Source organism: Hasllibacter sp. MH4015 (assembly GCF_020177575.1).
Classification (GTDB): Bacteria; Pseudomonadota; Alphaproteobacteria; order Rhodobacterales; family Rhodobacteraceae; genus Gymnodinialimonas.
This window is the reverse complement of the sequence record NZ_JAHTBK010000001.1, coordinates 3,361,826-3,379,852: the sequence shown is the minus strand read 5'-3', so window position 1 is coordinate 3,379,852 and position 18,027 is coordinate 3,361,826. Positions and strand designations below refer to the sequence as shown.

Here is an 18,027-nt window from a genome sequence, read left to right as displayed (position 1 = left end):
GATGCTTTATACCGCACTTCAGACCCTGTCATCCCATTGGCGCCGCCATCCCGGCCAGCTTCTGATGCTGGCGCTTGGGCTGGCGCTCGCCACGGCGCTTTGGTCCGGGGTGCAGGCCATCAATGCCGAGGCGCGCGCCGCCTATGACCGCGCGGCGGCGGTCCTGGGGCAGGATCAACTGGCGCGGTTGGAGCGGAACGACGGAACACCGATCCCGGTAGCCGAGTACCTGTCCCTGCGCGGCCAAGGCTATCTCGTTTCACCCGTGATTTCCGGCGAAGTACGGGACGGGAATGGGCAATTGCGTATCCTCGGTATCGACCCGCTGACGGCGCCGCCATCGGCTCAAACGCCCGCGCTGGATGAATCGCTTGACCTCGCCGCCTTTTTCACCGCGCCTGGTTTCTTGTTCGTGTCGGAAGAAACGCTTTCCGGCCCCTTACCCGAAGGGCTTCCGCCGTTGAGCGTGGGGGAGGATATTCCCCCCGCCGCCGCGATCACGGACATTTCCACCGCCGCGCGCCTGCTTGGGCAATCCGATCCCTCCTACCTGCTGGTCGCGCCTGAGCAACCGTTCGGGCTGCCCGCGCTGGTCGATGCAACCGACCTGGTGCTTCGCCCGCCCGAGACAGGCAGCGACATCGCGCGGCTGACCGACAGCTTTCACCTGAACCTCACCGCTTTTGGGCTTCTATCGTTCGGGGTCGGCCTTTTCATCGTTCATGCAGCCATCGGCCTTGCATTCGAGCAGCGACGCGCGGCGGTCCGCACCCTGCGCGCGCTGGGCGTGCCGCTGAGGACCGTACTGGCCGCGTTGGGTTTGGAACTTGCTTTGATTGCGGCCCTGTCCGGCGCGATAGGCACAATTCTTGGCTATCTGATCGCCGCCAGCCTGATGCCCGGCGTCGCGGGGACCTTGCGGGGTCTCTACGGCGCAGAGATTGAGGGGATCCTCCGCTTTGATCCGGTTTGGGCCATCGCCGCACTTGTGATCACACTTCTCGGCGCGGCCGTTGCGGCGGCGCAGGCAATGGCAAGGACCGCGCGTATGCCATTGCTTGCACCAGCCATGCCACGGGCCTGGGCGCAGGCCTCGGGGCGGACGTTGCGATTTCAGGGCCTCTCCGCCCTTGGCCTGTTCGCGGCGGCTTTCTGCCTCGCTGCCTTCGGCACGGGCCTTTACGCCGCCTTCGCCTGTCTCGCTGCGCTGTTGATTGGGGCTGCCCTCGCGCTTCCGTCTTTAATGACCGGGCTCTTGCGCTTAATCCGACCCAAATCACCCTTCGCGGAGTGGGTCGTGGCCGATACGCGCCAGCAGATACCGGGCTTGTCATTGGCCCTCATGGCCCTGCTCTTGGCACTGTCGGCAAATATCGGGGTATCCACGATGGTCGGATCGTTCCGCGCGACGTTCCTGGGCTGGCTCGATCAGCGACTTGCCTCCGAGCTTTACGTGACCGCGCCCAGTGCCGACGAAGCCGCGATCCTGATGGAGGCCCTGGGACCCGAAGTTGACGCGATCCTGCCTATCGTGTCCGCGCCCGTGCGTCTGTATGGGCGGCCCGCGGATGTTTTCGGAGTCGTCGACCACGCCACCTATCGCGACGCCTGGCCGTTCCTCAGCGCCAGGCCGACCGCGTGGGCAGAGGTCGCCGCAGGGACCGGGATCCTTGTGAACGAGCAAACCGCGCGGCGGGAGGGGCTTGCCCTTGGGGACATCATTCCCATCGCAGGTGGTCTTCCGCTTGTCGGGATTTACTCCGATTACGGCAATCCAAACGGACAGGCGATTGTGTCCTTAACGCGCTTGGCGGAGACTTATCCTGATATCCGCCCCTTCCGCTTCGCCATTCGTATCGCGCCGGGAGACGCACCGGCCCTGGCCACGCGATTGCGCACCGACTTCGGTTTGCCGACGGACGCGGTCACGAATCAGGCGCAGGTCAAGGCCTTCTCCATCGACGTGTTCGATCAGACGTTCCGCGTGACCGGGGCGCTGAACGTTCTGACCCTTGGCGTTGCGGGGATCGCGCTTCTGACAAGTTTTCTGACACTGGCCAACCTTCGCCTTCCGCAACTGGCCCCGATCTGGGCCATCGGGACGTCGCGCGCCACGCTGGCCCGCGTGGAAATGGCGCGAAGTTTGGCCCTTGCTTGCGTGACGTTCCTGTTCGCCTTGCCCGTCGGGCTTGCGCTGGCTTGGGTGCTGCTGGCACTGGTGAACGTGGAGGCATTCGGATGGCGCCTGCCGATGCAAGTGTTCCCCGGCGAATGGCTGCGCCTGTTTCTTTTGGCGCTTCTTGCGGCGGGGTTGGCCGCACTTGGCCCGACGCTTCGCCTTGCCCGCATTCCGCCCGCCCGTTTGACACAGATTTTCGCACAGGAACGCTGATGCTTCGAACTTTCATTGCCCTGATTGCCCTTGCCGCGCCGCTGTACGGCCAGGGATTTGCCGGCCTTGGCACAGACGCGCCGGGGTTTGCGATTCCCGCGCCCGATCCTGAGTTCTCCTTCCCCGACGATCACGGGCCACACCCGGAGTACCGCATCGAATGGTGGTATCTGACCGCGACGCTGGAAGGTGCGGACGGGCGGGATTACGGCGTGCAATGGACGTTGTTCCGCAGCGCGCTTGCCCCGGTCACGGCGGAGGGGTGGGGCGCGCCGCAGCTGTTCATGGGACATGCGGGCCTGACGACGGAAGACGCACATTTCAGCGCGGAAAGACTGGCACGTGGCGGCATCGGGCAGGCCGGTGTCACTGCCGTACCTTTCGTCGCCCACATCGACGATTGGCGGATGCGATCCACCGTGACGGAGGGCGATGCGCTGGACGCCCTTGCCCTGTCGGCCCGCGGCATGGATTTCGCCTATGACCTGGCGTTGACCGCAAATGGCCCGCTGATCTTCCACGGGGATGGCGGGTATTCCGTGAAAAGCGCCGAGGGGCAGGCGAGCTATTACTATTCGCAGCCGTTCTATGCCGTGACCGGCACGCTGGAGCTTCCCGAGGGTCCGGTGGAGGTGACGGGAACCGCGTGGTTGGACCGCGAGTGGTCTTCCCAACCGTTGTCGGAGGATCAGGCCGGGTGGGATTGGTTCTCCCTCCAATTCTCCGATGGTGCGCGAATGATGGCGTTTGGCCTGCGCGCCACCGATGGCACGACGTTCACATCCGCCACGTGGATCGAGAGTGACGGAACGACCCAAAGCTACGGCGACACTGCGGTGATCTTGACGCCGCTCGGCACGACATCGGTCGCGGGACGTGACGTGCCGACCGAGTGGCGAGTTGAATTCCCGGAACGCGAGCTCGACATCACAACACGGCCGATCAACCCGCAATCTTGGATGAACACCAGTTTCCCGTACTGGGAAGGCCCGATCACGTTTACAGGCTCCCATACCGGGCGCGGATATCTTGAGATGACGGGCTATGAATAGTCCCGATCCCGCAGGTTTGGGTCGGTCTAGCGGCCCGCCACGTACATCGGGAAGCTCACGCCCAGCGCCCACCCAAGCAACAGCCCGAGGCCGATCCCCACCGCGAGGGTCGAGCCTGTCTGTCGCCCGACCCAGCGCCCCATCATCCCGAACGTGCCATAGAAGAGGAGGATCACCGGAAAAATCAGGACGAGGAAGAACAACCGCTCGAAATCCAGCGCCACCGCGATGCCCAGCGACCCGAGGAATGCGCCCCGCACCACGATCCGTTGCCACAGCGGAGCCATGGTCGCTCGGGTCAGAACTGCATCCGCCCAGAGCGCGAGGATCGCGCCCGGCGCGATGGCCGCGATGATCGGCAACCGCCCCGGATGCGGCACGAAGGATGCGACATACCGGTCCATCAAGAGGCCGAACACGCTGATCCCGAAGACAGCGAGGGTCAGGCCCCAGAACCATCCCCGCATCGCCGGTCGCCATCCGGCAATGGCCGCGCCGCCAAGGATCGCCACGCCGTAGAGACCCAGATGGATCGCCAGGTAATCCGCCACGAGGACCGGGAGAAGGCCCACCTCGATACTCACCGCAACGGGTGGAACCAACAGGGCGGGCAGCAGCGCGAGGCTCCAGAAGACGCGCCTTGGAAGGGGCTCCGGCACCGGTCCCTCCGGCAACAGTTGCGCGAGGGGCCGGGCCAGCATCACCGCGCCACTCAGCATCAGGATGATCCCCCAACCGAGAACCGGCACAACCACATCGTTCTCGCGCCCAAAGCTGGCGTCGAGCCAGCCGACCGCTTCCCGCAAACCGGTGGTCGCGAACAGGATGCCCACGTGCTCCGCAAACGGCACGGCCACGGCGCGGCGCGCGAAGCTGCCACCGGGTTCGCCGACGGTATCCCCCTCCCCCGCGCCAAGCTCCGCCATTACGCGGCGCGCCTCCTCCCGCAGCGCGCGCTCCCACGCGCCGTTGAGGATCAGGAGATTGTACGGCTCTTGCGCCGTGACCGCGCCCGAGAACATCGAAAGGGCGACCACGGCCTCGACCCGCTGATCGGCGATCCCCTGTCGCACGACGAGGTCCGAAGACATCGAATGCCCCACCAGAGCGACACGTCCGTCGGCACCGGGCAGCGCCATTGCCCAATCCGTGACGCGGGTGATCTCTTCCAGCAAAAGCCGCGTGGTCCCCTCGATCACCGTCACATCGCCCGACATCGGCACCGGATTGCGGCCGTGGCCTTCAAGGTCGAGTGCGACGGCGATGTACCCGGCGCGCGCGAAACTCTCGCTCCACGCCGACATCATCTGCCTTGACCCGGCAAATCCGTGCACGATGACGACCACCGGACCCTCGGCATCCGGCAGTTGGGTCACGGTCACGGGCGTCCGGCCCACCGCATCGTGGCGGATCTCCAGCCCCGCCCGGCCACGCTCCAACAGCACGATACCCAGCACCAGCGCCACGATCGCCACGGCCCCGAAGGCCCAGTTCCATCCGCGTCCCATCATTCCCCGCACCTAGCGCGCCCGGCCGATCCCGCCAATCCTCTGGCCCCGCGCGATCGTCGCGCCTAGAGTGCCCAAAAAACCAAAGGCACGACCCAGATGCACGTTGTTACCCTGATGACCAACTCGGCCATGTATCTTGATCCGGGGCTGGTCACGAACCTGCGCAATGCAATGGGGGGTGGCGATGCGATCTGGCTTGACCCGAACCACGCCGCCGAATTTGAGGCGCCGAAGATCCCCAAGAATATCGGCACCGTGTGGGAGAGTCTGAGCGCGGAAGGTGTGGACCTCGTCGTACAGCGGGCGGGCAACCGGAAAAAGAGGATGCTCTTGGCCGATATGGACAGCACCATGATCCGGCAGGAATGTATTGATGAACTGGCCGCGGAGGCCGGAATGGGCGAACGGGTGTCCGACATCACCGCCCGCGCGATGAATGGAGAGCTGGATTTCGAGGCCGCGCTCCTGGAACGGGTCGGACTTCTGAAGGGTCTGCCGGAACAGACCATCGCGCGGGTGCTGGAAACGCGGATCACCCTCATGCCTGGCGGCGCAACTCTGGTGGCGACGATGAAGGCTAACGGTGCTTATTGCGCTCTGGTTTCCGGCGGGTTCACGGCTTTCACCTCTGCCATCGCCGCTAGGCTTGGCTTTGACGAGCATCGCGCCAACACGCTCTTGTCCGAAAACGGAGAGCTGACAGGCGACGTGGCTCGCCCGATCCTGGGCCGCGCCGCAAAGGTGGAGGCGCTGGAAGACATCACGTCCGCGCGCGGCCTGACGCCGGCAGATGTGCTTGCAGTCGGCGACGGGGCCAACGATCTCGGCATGTTGGACAAGGCCGGCACCGGCGTGGCGCTCCACGCCAAGCCATCGGTGCAGGAGCAGGCGAAGATCCGGATAAATCACGGCGACCTGACAGCACTCCTATTCATACAGGGCTACGCAAAATCGGAGTTCGTCACCCCGTGAGTCGGCGGGCGGGTCAAGGATCACAGACCGCGCTCGCGCGGCGCCAAAGGCGTCCTTGAGGCGCGCGGCGACTCGCAGACCAGCCTTGCACAGGCCTGTTTGCGGCAAACCTGCCCGCAAACGGCCTCTCAGCAGAATCGAAGTTCCGTCCGCAAATCCCGAAAGCGACCATCGAAGCGCAGTCCGCGCGGACGTGGCCCTTGGGCCACCCCGCGCGCCACGCCCAACCGGGACCGGCTGCCGAAGGCAGTCGCGTCCCGGGCGGGAGGGCTTCGCCTCACTCCGCCGGAACCGCCGCCTCTTCCGCGCCCAGTCCGACAGGGAGTTTGTCCAGCATCTCCTTCGGGCAGACCTGCACGAAATGCGCTTTTTCGCTGTCCCAATGCTGCAAGATGTCACGTGCCTTGGCGCTTCCGGTCTCGGCTGCATGACGCTCCACCAGATCCTTCAGCTGCGCCTCCCAATGATCGACCGCCACGGGGCAGGTCACGAGGGTTTCCCGGTTCAGATTGACCATCGCCTCGCCGTCGGGATCGTAGAGATACGCCATCCCACCGGTCATGCCCGCGCCGAAATTGGCCCCGATCCGTCCAAGGATCACGGCAATGCCGCCGGTCATGTATTCACATCCGTTCGAGCCACAGCCCTCGATCACCACCTTCGCGCCAGAATTGCGCACGGCGAACCGTTCCCCGGCGCGGCCGGCGGCGAAAAGGTGCCCGTCGGTTGCGCCGTAAAGCACGGTGTTGCCAATGATGACGTTGTCGGAAGCCACAAGCGGGCTCGCCATCGGCGGACGCACCACCACAATCCCGCCGCTCAGGCCCTTGCCGACATAGTCATTGGCATCGCCCGACACTTCCAGCTTCAGGCCCGGTGCCGCGAAGGCACCCAGCGATTGACCGGCGGAACCTTTCAGTTTCACCGTCAGGTGATCGGGCTGCAAATCGTTGCGCATCCCGAAATTCTTCACGATGTGGCTCGATGTGCGCGTGCCGATGGTCCGCAGCGTATTTTGCACGGCATAGGACAGCTGCATTTTTTCGCGATCCTCGAGGAAACGGCGGGCATCGGACACGATCTGCGCGTCGAGCGTATCGGGCACGGCGTTGCGCGGCTTGTCCCGGTCATAGAGGATACGGTCCGACCCATCGACTGTGATGAGCAGCGGGTTAAGATCCAGATCATCCAGATGCGCCGATCCACGCGACACCTGAGACAGCAGATCCGCCCGCCCGATCACGTCATCGAGCGACCGCGCCCCGATGGAGGCGAGGATTTCCCGCACTTCTTCGGCGTAGAAGGTGATCAGGTTCACGACCTTCTCGGCGTTTCCGGTGAATTTCTCCCGCAGGCTTTCATCTTGCGTACATACGCCCACGGGACACGTATTGGACTGGCATTGACGTACCATGATACAGCCCATGGCGATCAGCGCGGCGGTGCCGATACCGTATTCCTCGGCCCCCATCATCGCGGCCATCACGATGTCGCGGCCCGTGCGCAATCCGCCATCGGTCCGAAGCGTCACGCGGCTTCGCAGGTTGTTCATGGCCAGCACTTGGTGCGCCTCGGTCAGGCCCATCTCCCAAGGGAGGCCCGCATACTTGATCGACGTGGCGGGCGAAGCCCCCGTGCCGCCGTTATGGCCGGAAATCAGGATCACATCGGCCTTGGCCTTCGCCACACCGGCAGCAATCGTGCCGACACCGGAGGACGCCACAAGCTTTACGGTCACCTTGCAGCGCGGGTTGATCTGCTTGAGGTCGTAGATCAGCTGCGCCAGATCCTCGATCGAATAGATGTCGTGGTGCGGCGGCGGAGAGATCAGGGTCACCCCTTTCGTCGAATGCCTGAGCCGCGCGATCAGGTCTGTCACCTTCATGCCGGGCAACTGCCCGCCCTCACCGGGCTTGGCACCCTGGGCGACCTTGATCTCCAGCTCCTCGCACTGGTTCAAGTACTCCGCCGTCACACCGAAACGGCCAGAGGCGACTTGCTTGATCTTTGCAGACGGGTTGTCGCCATTGGGCTCCGGGTGAAAATGTGCGGGGTCTTCCCCGCCCTCACCGGAATCCGATTTCGCGCCGATCCGGTTCATCGCCACGTTGAGGGTCTTGTGCGCTTCGGGCGACAGGGCCCCAAGGCTCATGCCCGGCGTCACGAACCGCTTGCGGATCTGGGTGATGCTTTCCACCTCCTCGATCGCGACGGGTACGCCAAGCGGCTTGATATCCAGCAGATCGCGCAGATGAATGGGCGGATTGGCCCGCATCTTCTTGGAATATTCCTTCCACATCGCAAAGGAGGCGCGGTCGCAGGCGGTTTGCAGCATATGCATGGTCTGCGCCTGCCACGCATGGGTCTCCCCCGAACGGCGGGCCTTGTAGAATCCGCCGATCGGCAGGATGTCCTGCGCGCCCATCCAGCCGCGGGCGTGGACCTCCTCGACCTTACGTTGCAAGCCGGTGACGCCGATACCGCTGATCCGGCTGAGCATGCCGGGGAAGAATTCCGCCACCATCGCACGGCTCAGCCCCACGGCCTCGAAATTCAGACCACCGCGATACGAAGAAATCACACTGATCCCCATCTTCGCCATGATCTTCAGCAGGCCCGCATCAATGGCCGCACGATACCGCGCCATCGCCTCGGTCAGGGTGCTGTCGATGAGCCCGCGTTCGATCCGGTCCGCGATGCTGTCTTGTGCCAGGTAGGCGTTTACGGTGGTCGCGCCGCAGCCCACGAGGACCGCGAAGTAATGGGGGTCGATACACTCCGCCGACCTGACGTTGAGCGAGCAGAAGGTGCGCAGGCCCTTTCGCGTCAGCCACGAATGCACGGCGGACGTTGCCAGGATGATCGGCATCGCCACGCGATCCGAACCCTGTCCCTGATCGGTCAGAACGATGTGGCCCGCGCCGGAGCGCACGGCATCCTCCGCCTCTTCCCGGATGCGGTCGAGCCCGGCACGCAATGCACCTGCGGACCCGCCGGCGTCGAAGGTGCAGTCGATCTGCACGACGGAGCTCTCGAAGTAGCTCACCATCTTGTCGAATTGCGCGTTGGTCACGAACGGACTGTCGAGCACGAGGATTTCTGTCTGGGACGAATCCTCGTCCAGCACGTTCTTGAGGTTCCCGAACCGCGTCTTGAGGGACATCACCCGGTATTCCCGCAGGCTGTCGATGGGCGGGTTCGTCACCTGGCTGAAATTCTGCCGGAAGTAATGGCTAAGAGGCCGGTATTGGGAGGACAGAACGGCGGAGGGGGTATCGTCCCCCATCGACGCCAAAGCCTCCTTCGCGTCTTCGGCCATGGGAGCCAAGATTTGCTCCAGCTCCTCGATGGAATAGCCCGCCGCAATCTGGCGTTTGCGCAGGTCGCCGCCGCTGAACAACGTCGTCTCCGACGCGCCCGCCATCTCGGCCTCCAGATCGGTAATCTTGTCGGTCCACTCCCCGAACGGGCGACTGGCGGCCAGCGCATCCTTGATCTCGGTATCGTGGTAGAGCTGTTGTTCCTGCATATCGACGGCGATCATCTGGCCGGGGCCAAGCGCGCCCTTTTCCACAACCATCGCTTCGTCCACCGGCACCATGCCCGTCTCGGACCCCGCGATCAGCAGGCCGTCGCCGGTAACGACGTAGCGCATCGGCCGCAAGCCGTTCCGGTCCAGACCGGCACAGACCCAGCGCCCGTCGGTCATGGCCAATGCGGCGGGGCCGTCCCACGGCTCCATCACGGAATTGCAATAGGAATACATGTCCTGCCACGCCTGCGGCAGTTCCGTGGCTGTCTGGCTCCACGCTTCGGGCACCAACATGGTCTTGGCCATCGGCGCGTTGCGTCCCGCGCGCACCAGAACTTCGAACACCGCATCCAGCGCAGCGGAATCGGACGACCCGCCCGCGACAATGGGTTTGATGTCTTCCGCCATCTCGCCGAAGAACGAGGACGCCATGCGGATCTCATGGCTTTTCATCCAATTGAGGTTGCCCTTGAGCGTGTTGATCTCCCCGTTATGGGCCAACATGCGGAAGGGTTGCGCCAGCCACCATTGCGGGAAGGTGTTCGTAGAATAGCGCTGGTGGTAAATCGCGAACGCGCTCTCGAACCGCTCATCCTGCAGGTCGGGATAGAACTCCGCCACCTGCTCGGCCAGCATCATGCCCTTATAGATGATCGACCGGCAGCTGAGCGAACACAGGTACAATTCCCGTACACCTGCCGCTTGCGCCGCTTTCTCAATCCGGCGGCGGATTACGTAGAGTTCACGTTCAAACGTCTCTTCATCGACGCCCTTGGCGTTGGAGATGATGATCTGCTCAATTTCGGGCCGGGTCGCGTTGGCCTTCTCACCCAGGCACGACACCTCAACCGGCACATGGCGCCATCCATAGATGTAATACCCCATGCGCAGGACTTCGCTTTCCACGATGGTCCGGCAAACCTCCTGCGCGCCGAAATCGCTGCGCGGCAGGAAGACCTGCCCCACGGCGAGCAATTCGTCCCGCATCTCGTGGCCGGTCCGCTGCACCTGTTCACCGAAGAATTTGTAGGGGATCTGCACGTGAATACCCGCGCCATCGCCTGTCTTGCCATCAGCGTCGACGGCTCCGCGATGCCAGATCGCCTTGAGCGCGTTGATTCCGTTTTCCACCACCTTGCGCGACGGCTTGCCATCCTTGGCGACCACAAGGCCCACGCCACAGGATGAGTGCTCATGCTCCTCGCGGAACATGCCGTTTTCTTCCATCCACTTGCGCTTCGCTGCTTCGGCGGCGGCCCAGTCTTGATCGTATTGGGTCATGGATGTCCCTCCTTGGAGTTGAGCGGGGGTGGGGTTGCGGGCATCTGCGCCTGGGCGCTGGCCTGCGTCACGTCGAAGATGAGTTTGCGAAACATCAGCGCCGCGGGGATTGAGACCAGCGAAGACACGATGTCGGGGGTTGAGGCCGTGCGGAACCCGTCGATCGTGTCCGCGCTGAAGTTCAGACGCGTGGCGATCCACGCCGTGTAATTGCCAGCGATCCAGCACAGCCACCAAACGATAGCCCAGCTTGGAAGCGACGCGCCGTTATGCAGGCTGGCCCAGGTCTGGCCATAGGACTTGTAGGGCATCCACAGGTTTGCAATCGGCACGAAGAACCAGCCAACGGCCCAGCCCGGTTTGATCCGGTCCGGGTCCGGATCGACCGCCTGCGCATTGGCCGCCGCGCGATAGATCCACATGCCAGAGGCGATGTAGGTAGCGAGCAAGACCACAAGGAAGCCCGCAGCGACAATTACCCCGATCCCGTCGATCCGCGCCGTCTTGTTCAGGTCATAGGGGAGAGCCGCCATCACGACCCCCCGCCTGAAACGTGGCGGTTCTTCGCCTCGTATTCCGCGCGTGTGGCGCGGCGATGGTCGCCCGACAGCGGGGCATAGGCAGGTGCGCGATCGGTATAGATTTCCGAGATCAGCGGAAACTCCGCCGCCGCCGGGAAGAGGGCCGGCATCATTTCGTAATCCGCCTCGTCCCGGTCGGTGTCGCGCAGCCAGAGATTGCTGCCGCATGTGGGACAGAAGGTGCGTTCCGAGAACGAGGTGGACGCATAGCGGGCAATCTGCCCCGTCACGTGAACCGCCGGTGCGCTTGCCAAGAAGGCACCCCAGACCACGCCGTTGGATTTCTGGCACAGGCTGCAATGGCAGATGCCAATTGCGGCGACGTAATCGCCATCGACGCGGATCTGGACCGCACCGCAAAGGCATTCGCCGTCAAATTGTCCGGTCCTGCGATACGCGTCGATATTCATTGCGACACCCTCTGGATCGGGGCCAAGGGAAGCGCGCTCATCATGTCGCCGCAATCATACAGCGGTTGGGTGGCAAGGAACCCCGGCTCCCCGGGTTCGGCGAATTCCACGGGAGAGTAGTTGCCCTCGAAGGTCTCTCCGCCAGGAGTCGTGACGGTTTCCAACCCACCGAAGAACAGGTTCCACTCGCGACTGACGAATTGCGTGCCTTCCGTCGCGCGGGGGCCGCCCCCCGTCTCCCATTGATAGGCAAAATCCGTCACGTCCAAATCGTGGCCGTCGATATTCACCGTCACGCCGGTCAGCCGGTCGAAGCCGGTGTAATCCCGCTGGAATGTCCCGGCACTCGAGTCTTCCCGGATCGAGAAAACCATCGTGTCGTTTCCGGTCTCCAGCAGTTCAGTCAGGCTGGCGGGGTCGGTCTCGGGCTCGATGATCGTGTCGGTGGTTCCGTTGCGCAGGTTGAAGGCGCGCAGCCAACGGAATTCGGCATCGGTGAAGTTGAGGTAGAACGCCCCGTCCTGATCCAGCGTCGCACGCCAATGGGTGCCGTCGGGATCGCCGTCACACCGCCAGTGATGGGACACGAGGCAGGATCGCGACTGGACCGTAAGGAACGCGGTGCAGCCATCCAGCACCTGAAACCGTTCCCCGCCGCCCTGGGCGGACGCAGGACCCGAAATTGCCGCACACAGCAAACCGGCGATCAGAAGTTGTTTCCGAATGGACCACATGAGGTCGGCTATCCTGTCGTTTCCCGGCCTGGGACCCCCGCGTCGGTGCGGACGTCTCCTCGGCGCTGTTGTCCTAAGAAGTTTCGGCTATTCCGCCGCGATCGTCTTACCCATCGCGACCCGTTCAAGGATCGCTTGCGCCGCCTCCCGCCCGTCGCGGATCGCCCAGACCACAAGGGACGCACCCCGCACGATGTCGCCCACCGCAAATACATTTTCCATATCGGTCTCGTGCGTCAGCGGCTTGGCCTTGATGGTTCCCCAGCGGGTTACGGCAAGCTCGGGCGTGTCCCAAAGCGTCGGAAGATCCTCCGGCTCGAAGCCCAGCGCCTTAATCACCATGTCGGCATCTTCGATGTAGTCGGCGCCGTCGATCACTTCGGGCGACTGGCGGCCGGTCACGTCCGGCGCGCCAAGGCGCATCTTCTGGACCATCACGCCTTCGACACTCTCGGGATGCGCGCCCTCGATCGCGACACCTTCTAATGCGGCCGGTTCTCGCCCGGCAGGACCGCCCGACGTGAACCCTTTGGGGGCGGAGAGCCAGACAAACTCGACACCTTCCTCCTCGGCGTTCTGCACTTCTCTCTGCGATCCCGGCATGTTCGCACGGTCCCGGCGGTAGAGGCACTTGACGCTCGTCGCGCCCTGCCGCGTCGCGGTGCGCACGCAATCCATCGCCGTATCGCCGCCGCCGATCACCACGATCCGCTTGCCCTCGGCATTCAATTCTCCGTTGTCGAATTCCGGCACCGCATCCCCGAAGGATTTCCGGTTCGATGTGGTCAGATAGTCAATGGCCCGAATAATGCCGGTCGCCCCCGCGCCCGGTCCCGGCAATTCGCGAGATTTGTAGACGCCAGTGGCGATCACGACGAAATCATGCTTCTCGCGGATGGCGTCGAACGTGATGTCTTCACCCACGTTGCAATTCAGTACGAATTCGACGCCGCCCTCCTCCAGCTGCTTGTTGCGGCGCATCACGACGTCTTTTTCCAACTTGAAGCCGGGAATGCCGTACATCATCAGCCCGCCAGACCGGTCATACCGGTCGTAGACCGTCACTTGCAGACCCGCGCGGCGCAGCATGTCGGCGGCGGCCAGCCCGCCGGGGCCGGCGCCGATGATGCCGACAGACTCCGGCCGCTCCTCGGACGGCGCGATGGGCATGACCCAACCCTCATCGAAGGCCGTGTCCGTGATGTATTTCTCGACCGAGCCGATGGTTACGGTGCCGTGGCCCGAATTCTCGATCACGCAATTGCCTTCGCACAGGCGATCCTGCGGGCAGATGCGGCCACAGATCTCGGGAAACGTATTGGTCGCCTGGCTCACGTCGTAGGCTTCGCGCAAACGACCTTCGGCAGTCAGTTTCAGCCAGTCGGGAATGTTGTTGTGGAGCGGACAATGGGACTGGCAATAGGGCACGCCGCACTGGCTGCACCGCCCTGCCTGCTCCGCCGCTTTCTCGCGCGCATACTCACCGTAGATCTCGGCGAAATCTTCTTTCCGCTGGTCGGCTGCCCGCTTTTCGGGCATCTCCTTACCGACGGATACGAATTTCAACATGGGTTGCTTAGCCAATCCACCGCTCCCTAGCTCTCCGACGGACCGTATAACGGCGCGGTCACGGGATAAAAAGACAGTTTTGCTGACCTATTTGTCCTTATCTCTGAGAACTTGCTTCTGGCCCGGTGGAAACAACGAACAAGTACGACAGCATGGTTTCCCTATATGAATATTATTCGTTTGAAATCAGCACAGTATGGCGTGTGCCGGGAACCATGATATGAGCCTCCTGCATCTCTTCCTGTTGGCGATGATCCAAGGGATCACAGAGTTCCTGCCGATCTCCTCCTCCGGTCACCTGATTCTCCTGCCGAATCTCACAGGGGCGGAGGATCAGGGGCAGGTCATCGACGTCGCGGTCCATGTCGGCACATTGGGGGCCGTCATCCTCTACTTCTGGACCGATGTGAAAGCCGCCCTCATCGGCATGCCGCGCATGCTAACGGGCAAGTTGGACACCCCGGGCGCGAAGCTCGCGTTCCTGCTGGTGCTCTCGACGATCCCTGTAATCCTGTTCGGCCTGTTGCTGGAACTAACCGGTCTTTATGACAGCCTCCGCTCCATCACGGTGATCGGATGGACGATGCTGATCTTCGGTCTTGTCCTCTATTGGGCGGACCAGCGCGGGGTTGAAGCGAAGGCGGCGGGCGATTGGAACCTGAAGGACGCGATGGTGATGGGCGTGGCGCAGGCCGTTGCGCTGATCCCAGGTACGTCCCGGTCCGGCATCACGATCACCGCCGCGCGCGCCCTGGGCTACAACCGGGAAAGCGCCGCGCGCCTGTCGATGCTGATGTCGATCCCCACGATTATCGCGTCCGGCGTTTTCGCGGGGGCGGAGGTGATCGCGACGGCCGATGCGCAAGCCGCCCGCGACGGCGCAATCGCCGCAGGACTGTCGTTCGTCGCCGCGCTGGCCGCACTGGTCCTGATGTTTCGCTTGCTGAAAAGCGTCAGCTTCACGCCTTACGTGATCTACCGCGTGGTGCTTGGCATCATCCTGCTGTGGATCGCCTATGGCTAGGGCGTTCAGCCCTCGCGCAGGTTACGCGCGCTTTCCTTGATCTCGGAATACTGACCGGAGGGGCGGTACGGCCACAGATAATCCTGTAGCACCGCATCCATCGCCGTCGGCTCAATCCCGAGGTCCGAGAGCGTTCGCGCGCCCTCCTGCACCACGTTGTCCGTCCGCAAGCTGCGCACCTGATCGCGGGTCAGGATGCCGTTGTGGAACAACCCGCCTGTAATCAATTGCATGAAGTCGAGCACCGCGCCCATGATCCCGGCCACAAAGAACGGGATGTTCAGGACCAGACGGCGACGGCGGATCACCCGCAACATGCGGTTCATCAATTCGCGGAACGTTTCCACGTCGGGACCGCCAAGCTCGTAGATGCCACGCGCCTCTCCCATAACGCCCTTCACGGCGGCGCGGGCGATGTCATCCACGTAGACGGGCTGAAACTTCGTCTCCGCCCCGGCCACGGGCAGGACCGGGCCAAGGCGGCTCATGGCGGCGAAGCGGTTGAAAAACGCATCTTCCGGCCCGAACACGACAGACGGGCGCAGGATCATCGCGTTTGGCATGGCGTCCAGGATCGCCGCCTCCCCCGCGGCTTTGCTGCGGGCGTAGTCGCTGGCGGCATCTTCGTCGGCGCCAATGGCCGAGATATGGACCATCGTTGCGATCCCCTCCTCCGCCGCAATACGGGCGATCCGGGCCGCGCCTTCCGTTTGCACCGCGTGGAAGTTGTTCTTGCCCCGCGCATCAAACGTACCCACGCAATTGACCACGGCATCGGCCCCGCCGAGGGCCGCGCGCACGCTATCATCGTCGCGGATATTGGCGAGGATCGGCTCGACCTGACCGACAACCCCGTAGGGTTTCACGAAAAGCGCCTCGTTCGGACGGCGGCAGGCCACGCGAACGCGCCAGCCCTCTTTCGCCATGCGCCGCGCGATATACCGGCCCACAAAGCCCGATCCGCCGAAAATGGTGACGAGTTTGGCCATGACAAAGGCTCCTCCGGTCGTGTTCGCGTTGGTGATACGGGGCGGGCGGAAACGCGGCAAGGCGCAAAACGTCTCAACTTTCCGCCAGAAGCCGGGAACCATACGCATAACGCTGGCGTTCCCAAACGAACGGATTTACCACGAAGTTATGCGCGCGTCCCGCCTGACCCCCTTAGCCTTGGCGCTTTGTGCCGTCACGACTTCGGTCGCGGCACAGGATATCCGGCTTTCGGCCCCCAACGTAGAGGAGGATCTGAGCGACCGTCTGCGCGCCGCCTCCCTGCTGTTGCAGGAAACGGAGGAGCAGCGGACGGCTCAGGATCTTGTCGCCGCCGCGCGCGCCGATTACGGGCGACTGGTCGCGGCGCTCTATAACGAGGGCTATTTCTCTCCGGTCGTGCGCATCAGCGTGGACGGGAGAGAGGCGGCGCGCATCCCGCCCTTCGGCGCGCCTCGCAGCATTTCCAACATCACGATCTCCGTCGAACCCGGTCCAGCCTTCCAGCTTGGCACAGCCGAAATCGGGCCACTCGCCCCAGACACCGATCTGCCGGACGATTTTCGCCCCGGTGGCCCCGCCTCCACCCCCCTGCTACGCGATACGGCCAGCGCCGCGATCGAGGGTTGGCGCGAACGGGGGCATGCCGTGGCCGAAGTCGCAGACCAGCAGATCACCGCGCGCAACGGCGATGCGGTGCTTGACGTGCGGGTGCGCATCGACCCGGGCCAGATCGTGCGCTTCGGCACGCTTATCCCGCAGGGCCAGGAAAGGATGCGCCTTGAACGCATCCTCGCCATTGCGGGGCTGCCAGAGGGTACGACGTTTTCCCCCGAGACCCTCGCCCGAGTGGAGGCGCGGCTTCAGGATACCGGCGTCTTCTCCGCCATCGCGCTGGAGGAAGGGGAGGTCGGCCCAGACGGGGAGATGGATATTACCGCGACGCTTGTGGAAAGCGAACCGCGACGCTTCGGCTTCGGCGCGGAACTGTCCACCGACGACGGTGCCGCACTCAGCGCCTACTGGCTGCATCGCAACCTCTTCGGCGGCGCGGAACGGCTCCGCATCGAGGGGGAGATCAACGGTATCGGGTCAGAGGCCGTGTCCGGCGCCACGGCGACGGAAGGTATCGACGCCGCGGTCGGCGTACGCTTCTCGCGACCCGCCACCTTCACGCCCGACACCACGTTCTACGCAGAGCTATCAGGCGAGTACCTTGATGAGCCTGCCTTCAGCCTCACCACGTTCGGGGCCGAAGCGGGGGTTGAGCATCGCTTCACCCGTCGCTTGACCGGGTCGCTTGGCCTTGGCTTGACCTATTTCGATATCGAGGATGCGTTCGGCGAGCGGGAGGTTACGCTTCTTTCGGTGCCCGTCGGTATCACTTGGGACCGCCGCGAAGATCCACTCGATGCGCGGCGGCTGTTCTACCTTGATGCGACGGCCACGCCGTTCCTGACCGATCAGGGCAGCGGGGGCGCGCGGGTCTATACCGATGGTCGCGTCTATTTCGGCTTTGGGGAGGATCGCGCCAGCCGCATCGCCGCGCGTGTGCAATTGGGCAGCGTCCTCGGCGGAGAGATCACGGAGATCCCCCCGAGCTTCCTTTTCTATTCCGGTGGTGCAGGCACCGTGCGCGGGCAGGAGTTCCAATCCCTCGGCGCGCTTCAGAACGGTGTCCCCTCCGGTGGGCGTAGCTTCTTAGGCGTGTCGACAGAATTCCGGCAGGATATCGGTGAGACCAATCTCGGCCTCGTCGCCTTTGCCGATGCCGGCTGGATCGGGGCGGACACGCTGGGCGGTGCCGGGGATTGGCATGCCGGCGCGGGCCTTGGCGTGCGATACACAACGCCCTTCGGTCCGATCCGCGTTGACCTTGCCACACCGGTGCGCGGTCCGGGCGTGGGAGAGGACGTTTACCTCTATATCGGCATCGGGCATTCGTTTTGATCCGCTGCATTGCGATCCTTTGCTTGATCCTC

The 18,027-nt window shown here is 63.8% G+C and carries 12 protein-coding genes; 5 read left to right on the top strand and 7 right to left on the bottom strand.

From position 1 onward, the window contains the following. The first annotated feature begins 1 nt into the window (after position 1). Entirely contained in the window at positions 2-2,392 is a 2,391-nt protein-coding gene (locus KUW62_RS17245; RefSeq protein ID WP_224816695.1) for an FtsX-like permease family protein, read from the top strand. After that, positions 2,392-3,444 (top strand): lipocalin-like domain-containing protein, encoded by a 1,053-nt coding sequence (locus KUW62_RS17240; RefSeq protein ID WP_224816694.1) that lies wholly within the window; start codon positions 2,392-2,394, stop codon positions 3,442-3,444. The genes KUW62_RS17245 and KUW62_RS17240 overlap by 1 nt, the downstream gene beginning before the upstream one ends. Positions 3,445-3,470: 26 nt before the next feature. Here the strand turns inward: KUW62_RS17240 and KUW62_RS17235 are convergent, their stop codons facing one another. After that, on the bottom strand, positions 3,471-4,955 hold the full coding sequence (locus KUW62_RS17235; RefSeq protein ID WP_224816693.1) for an alpha/beta fold hydrolase: 1,485 nt from the start codon (positions 4,953-4,955) through the stop codon (positions 3,471-3,473). Between the two features lie 96 nt (positions 4,956-5,051). Here KUW62_RS17235 and serB point away from each other — a divergent pair, with 96 nt between their 5' ends. Then, a complete protein-coding gene (gene serB / locus KUW62_RS17230; protein ID WP_224816692.1) occupies positions 5,052-5,927 on the top strand; it encodes a phosphoserine phosphatase SerB in 876 nt (291 codons plus the stop codon). Between the two features lie 277 nt (positions 5,928-6,204). On the opposite strand, the gene gltB is transcribed toward serB, so the two are convergent. The 5 genes from gltB to KUW62_RS17205 form a co-directional block, all read right to left on the bottom strand. Continuing rightward, on the bottom strand, positions 6,205-10,740 hold the full coding sequence (gene gltB / locus KUW62_RS17225) for a glutamate synthase large subunit (RefSeq protein ID WP_224816691.1): 4,536 nt from the start codon (positions 10,738-10,740) through the stop codon (positions 6,205-6,207). Continuing rightward, the gene (locus KUW62_RS17220; RefSeq protein ID WP_224816690.1) at positions 10,737-11,273 is read right to left on the bottom strand and encodes a DUF4328 domain-containing protein; all 537 of its coding nucleotides are present in this window, start codon (positions 11,271-11,273) and stop codon (positions 10,737-10,739) included. The genes gltB and KUW62_RS17220 overlap by 4 nt, the downstream gene beginning before the upstream one ends. After that, positions 11,273-11,731, bottom strand: a complete 459-nt coding sequence (locus tag KUW62_RS17215; protein WP_224816689.1) for a GFA family protein — start codon at positions 11,729-11,731, stop codon at positions 11,273-11,275. The genes KUW62_RS17220 and KUW62_RS17215 overlap by 1 nt, the downstream gene beginning before the upstream one ends. Beyond that, on the bottom strand, positions 11,728-12,465 hold the full coding sequence (locus KUW62_RS17210; RefSeq protein WP_224816688.1) for a hypothetical protein: 738 nt from the start codon (positions 12,463-12,465) through the stop codon (positions 11,728-11,730). Before KUW62_RS17210 ends, KUW62_RS17215 begins: the two co-directional genes overlap by 4 nt. 87 nt (positions 12,466-12,552) lie before the next feature. Next, the gene (locus KUW62_RS17205; protein WP_224816687.1) at positions 12,553-14,049 is read right to left on the bottom strand and encodes an NAD(P)-dependent oxidoreductase; all 1,497 of its coding nucleotides are present in this window, start codon (positions 14,047-14,049) and stop codon (positions 12,553-12,555) included. Between the two features lie 205 nt (positions 14,050-14,254). Here KUW62_RS17205 and KUW62_RS17200 point away from each other — a divergent pair, with 205 nt between their 5' ends. Then, complete coding sequence (locus KUW62_RS17200) at positions 14,255-15,058, top strand: undecaprenyl-diphosphate phosphatase (RefSeq protein WP_224816686.1); 804 nt, start codon at positions 14,255-14,257, stop codon at positions 15,056-15,058. A 5-nt stretch (positions 15,059-15,063) separates the two neighbouring features. On the opposite strand, the gene KUW62_RS17195 is transcribed toward KUW62_RS17200, so the two are convergent. After that, complete coding sequence (locus KUW62_RS17195; RefSeq protein WP_224816685.1) at positions 15,064-16,047, bottom strand: complex I NDUFA9 subunit family protein; 984 nt, start codon at positions 16,045-16,047, stop codon at positions 15,064-15,066. 148 nt (positions 16,048-16,195) lie between these two features. On the opposite strand from KUW62_RS17195, the gene KUW62_RS17190 reads away from it, so the two are divergent. Further along, positions 16,196-17,995, top strand: a complete 1,800-nt coding sequence (locus tag KUW62_RS17190; RefSeq protein WP_224816684.1) for an autotransporter assembly complex family protein — start codon at positions 16,196-16,198, stop codon at positions 17,993-17,995. Positions 17,996-18,027 lie beyond the last annotated feature (32 nt).

Coding starts and splice junctions, on each gene's coding strand:
- KUW62_RS17245 (WP_224816695.1), top strand. CDS start 2: ATGCTTTATACCGCACTTCAGACCCTGTCATCCCATTGGCGCCGCCAT.
- KUW62_RS17240 (WP_224816694.1), top strand. CDS start 2,392: ATGCTTCGAACTTTCATTGCCCTGATTGCCCTTGCCGCGCCGCTGTAC.
- KUW62_RS17235 (WP_224816693.1), bottom strand. CDS start 4,955: ATGATGGGACGCGGATGGAACTGGGCCTTCGGGGCCGTGGCGATCGTG.
- serB (WP_224816692.1), top strand. CDS start 5,052: ATGCACGTTGTTACCCTGATGACCAACTCGGCCATGTATCTTGATCCG.
- gltB (WP_224816691.1), bottom strand. CDS start 10,740: ATGACCCAATACGATCAAGACTGGGCCGCCGCCGAAGCAGCGAAGCGC.
- KUW62_RS17220 (WP_224816690.1), bottom strand. CDS start 11,273: ATGGCGGCTCTCCCCTATGACCTGAACAAGACGGCGCGGATCGACGGG.
- KUW62_RS17215 (WP_224816689.1), bottom strand. CDS start 11,731: ATGAATATCGACGCGTATCGCAGGACCGGACAATTTGACGGCGAATGC.
- KUW62_RS17210 (WP_224816688.1), bottom strand. CDS start 12,465: ATGTGGTCCATTCGGAAACAACTTCTGATCGCCGGTTTGCTGTGTGCG.
- KUW62_RS17200 (WP_224816686.1), top strand. CDS start 14,255: ATGAGCCTCCTGCATCTCTTCCTGTTGGCGATGATCCAAGGGATCACA.
- KUW62_RS17195 (WP_224816685.1), bottom strand. CDS start 16,047: ATGGCCAAACTCGTCACCATTTTCGGCGGATCGGGCTTTGTGGGCCGG.
- KUW62_RS17190 (WP_224816684.1), top strand. CDS start 16,196: ATGCGCGCGTCCCGCCTGACCCCCTTAGCCTTGGCGCTTTGTGCCGTC.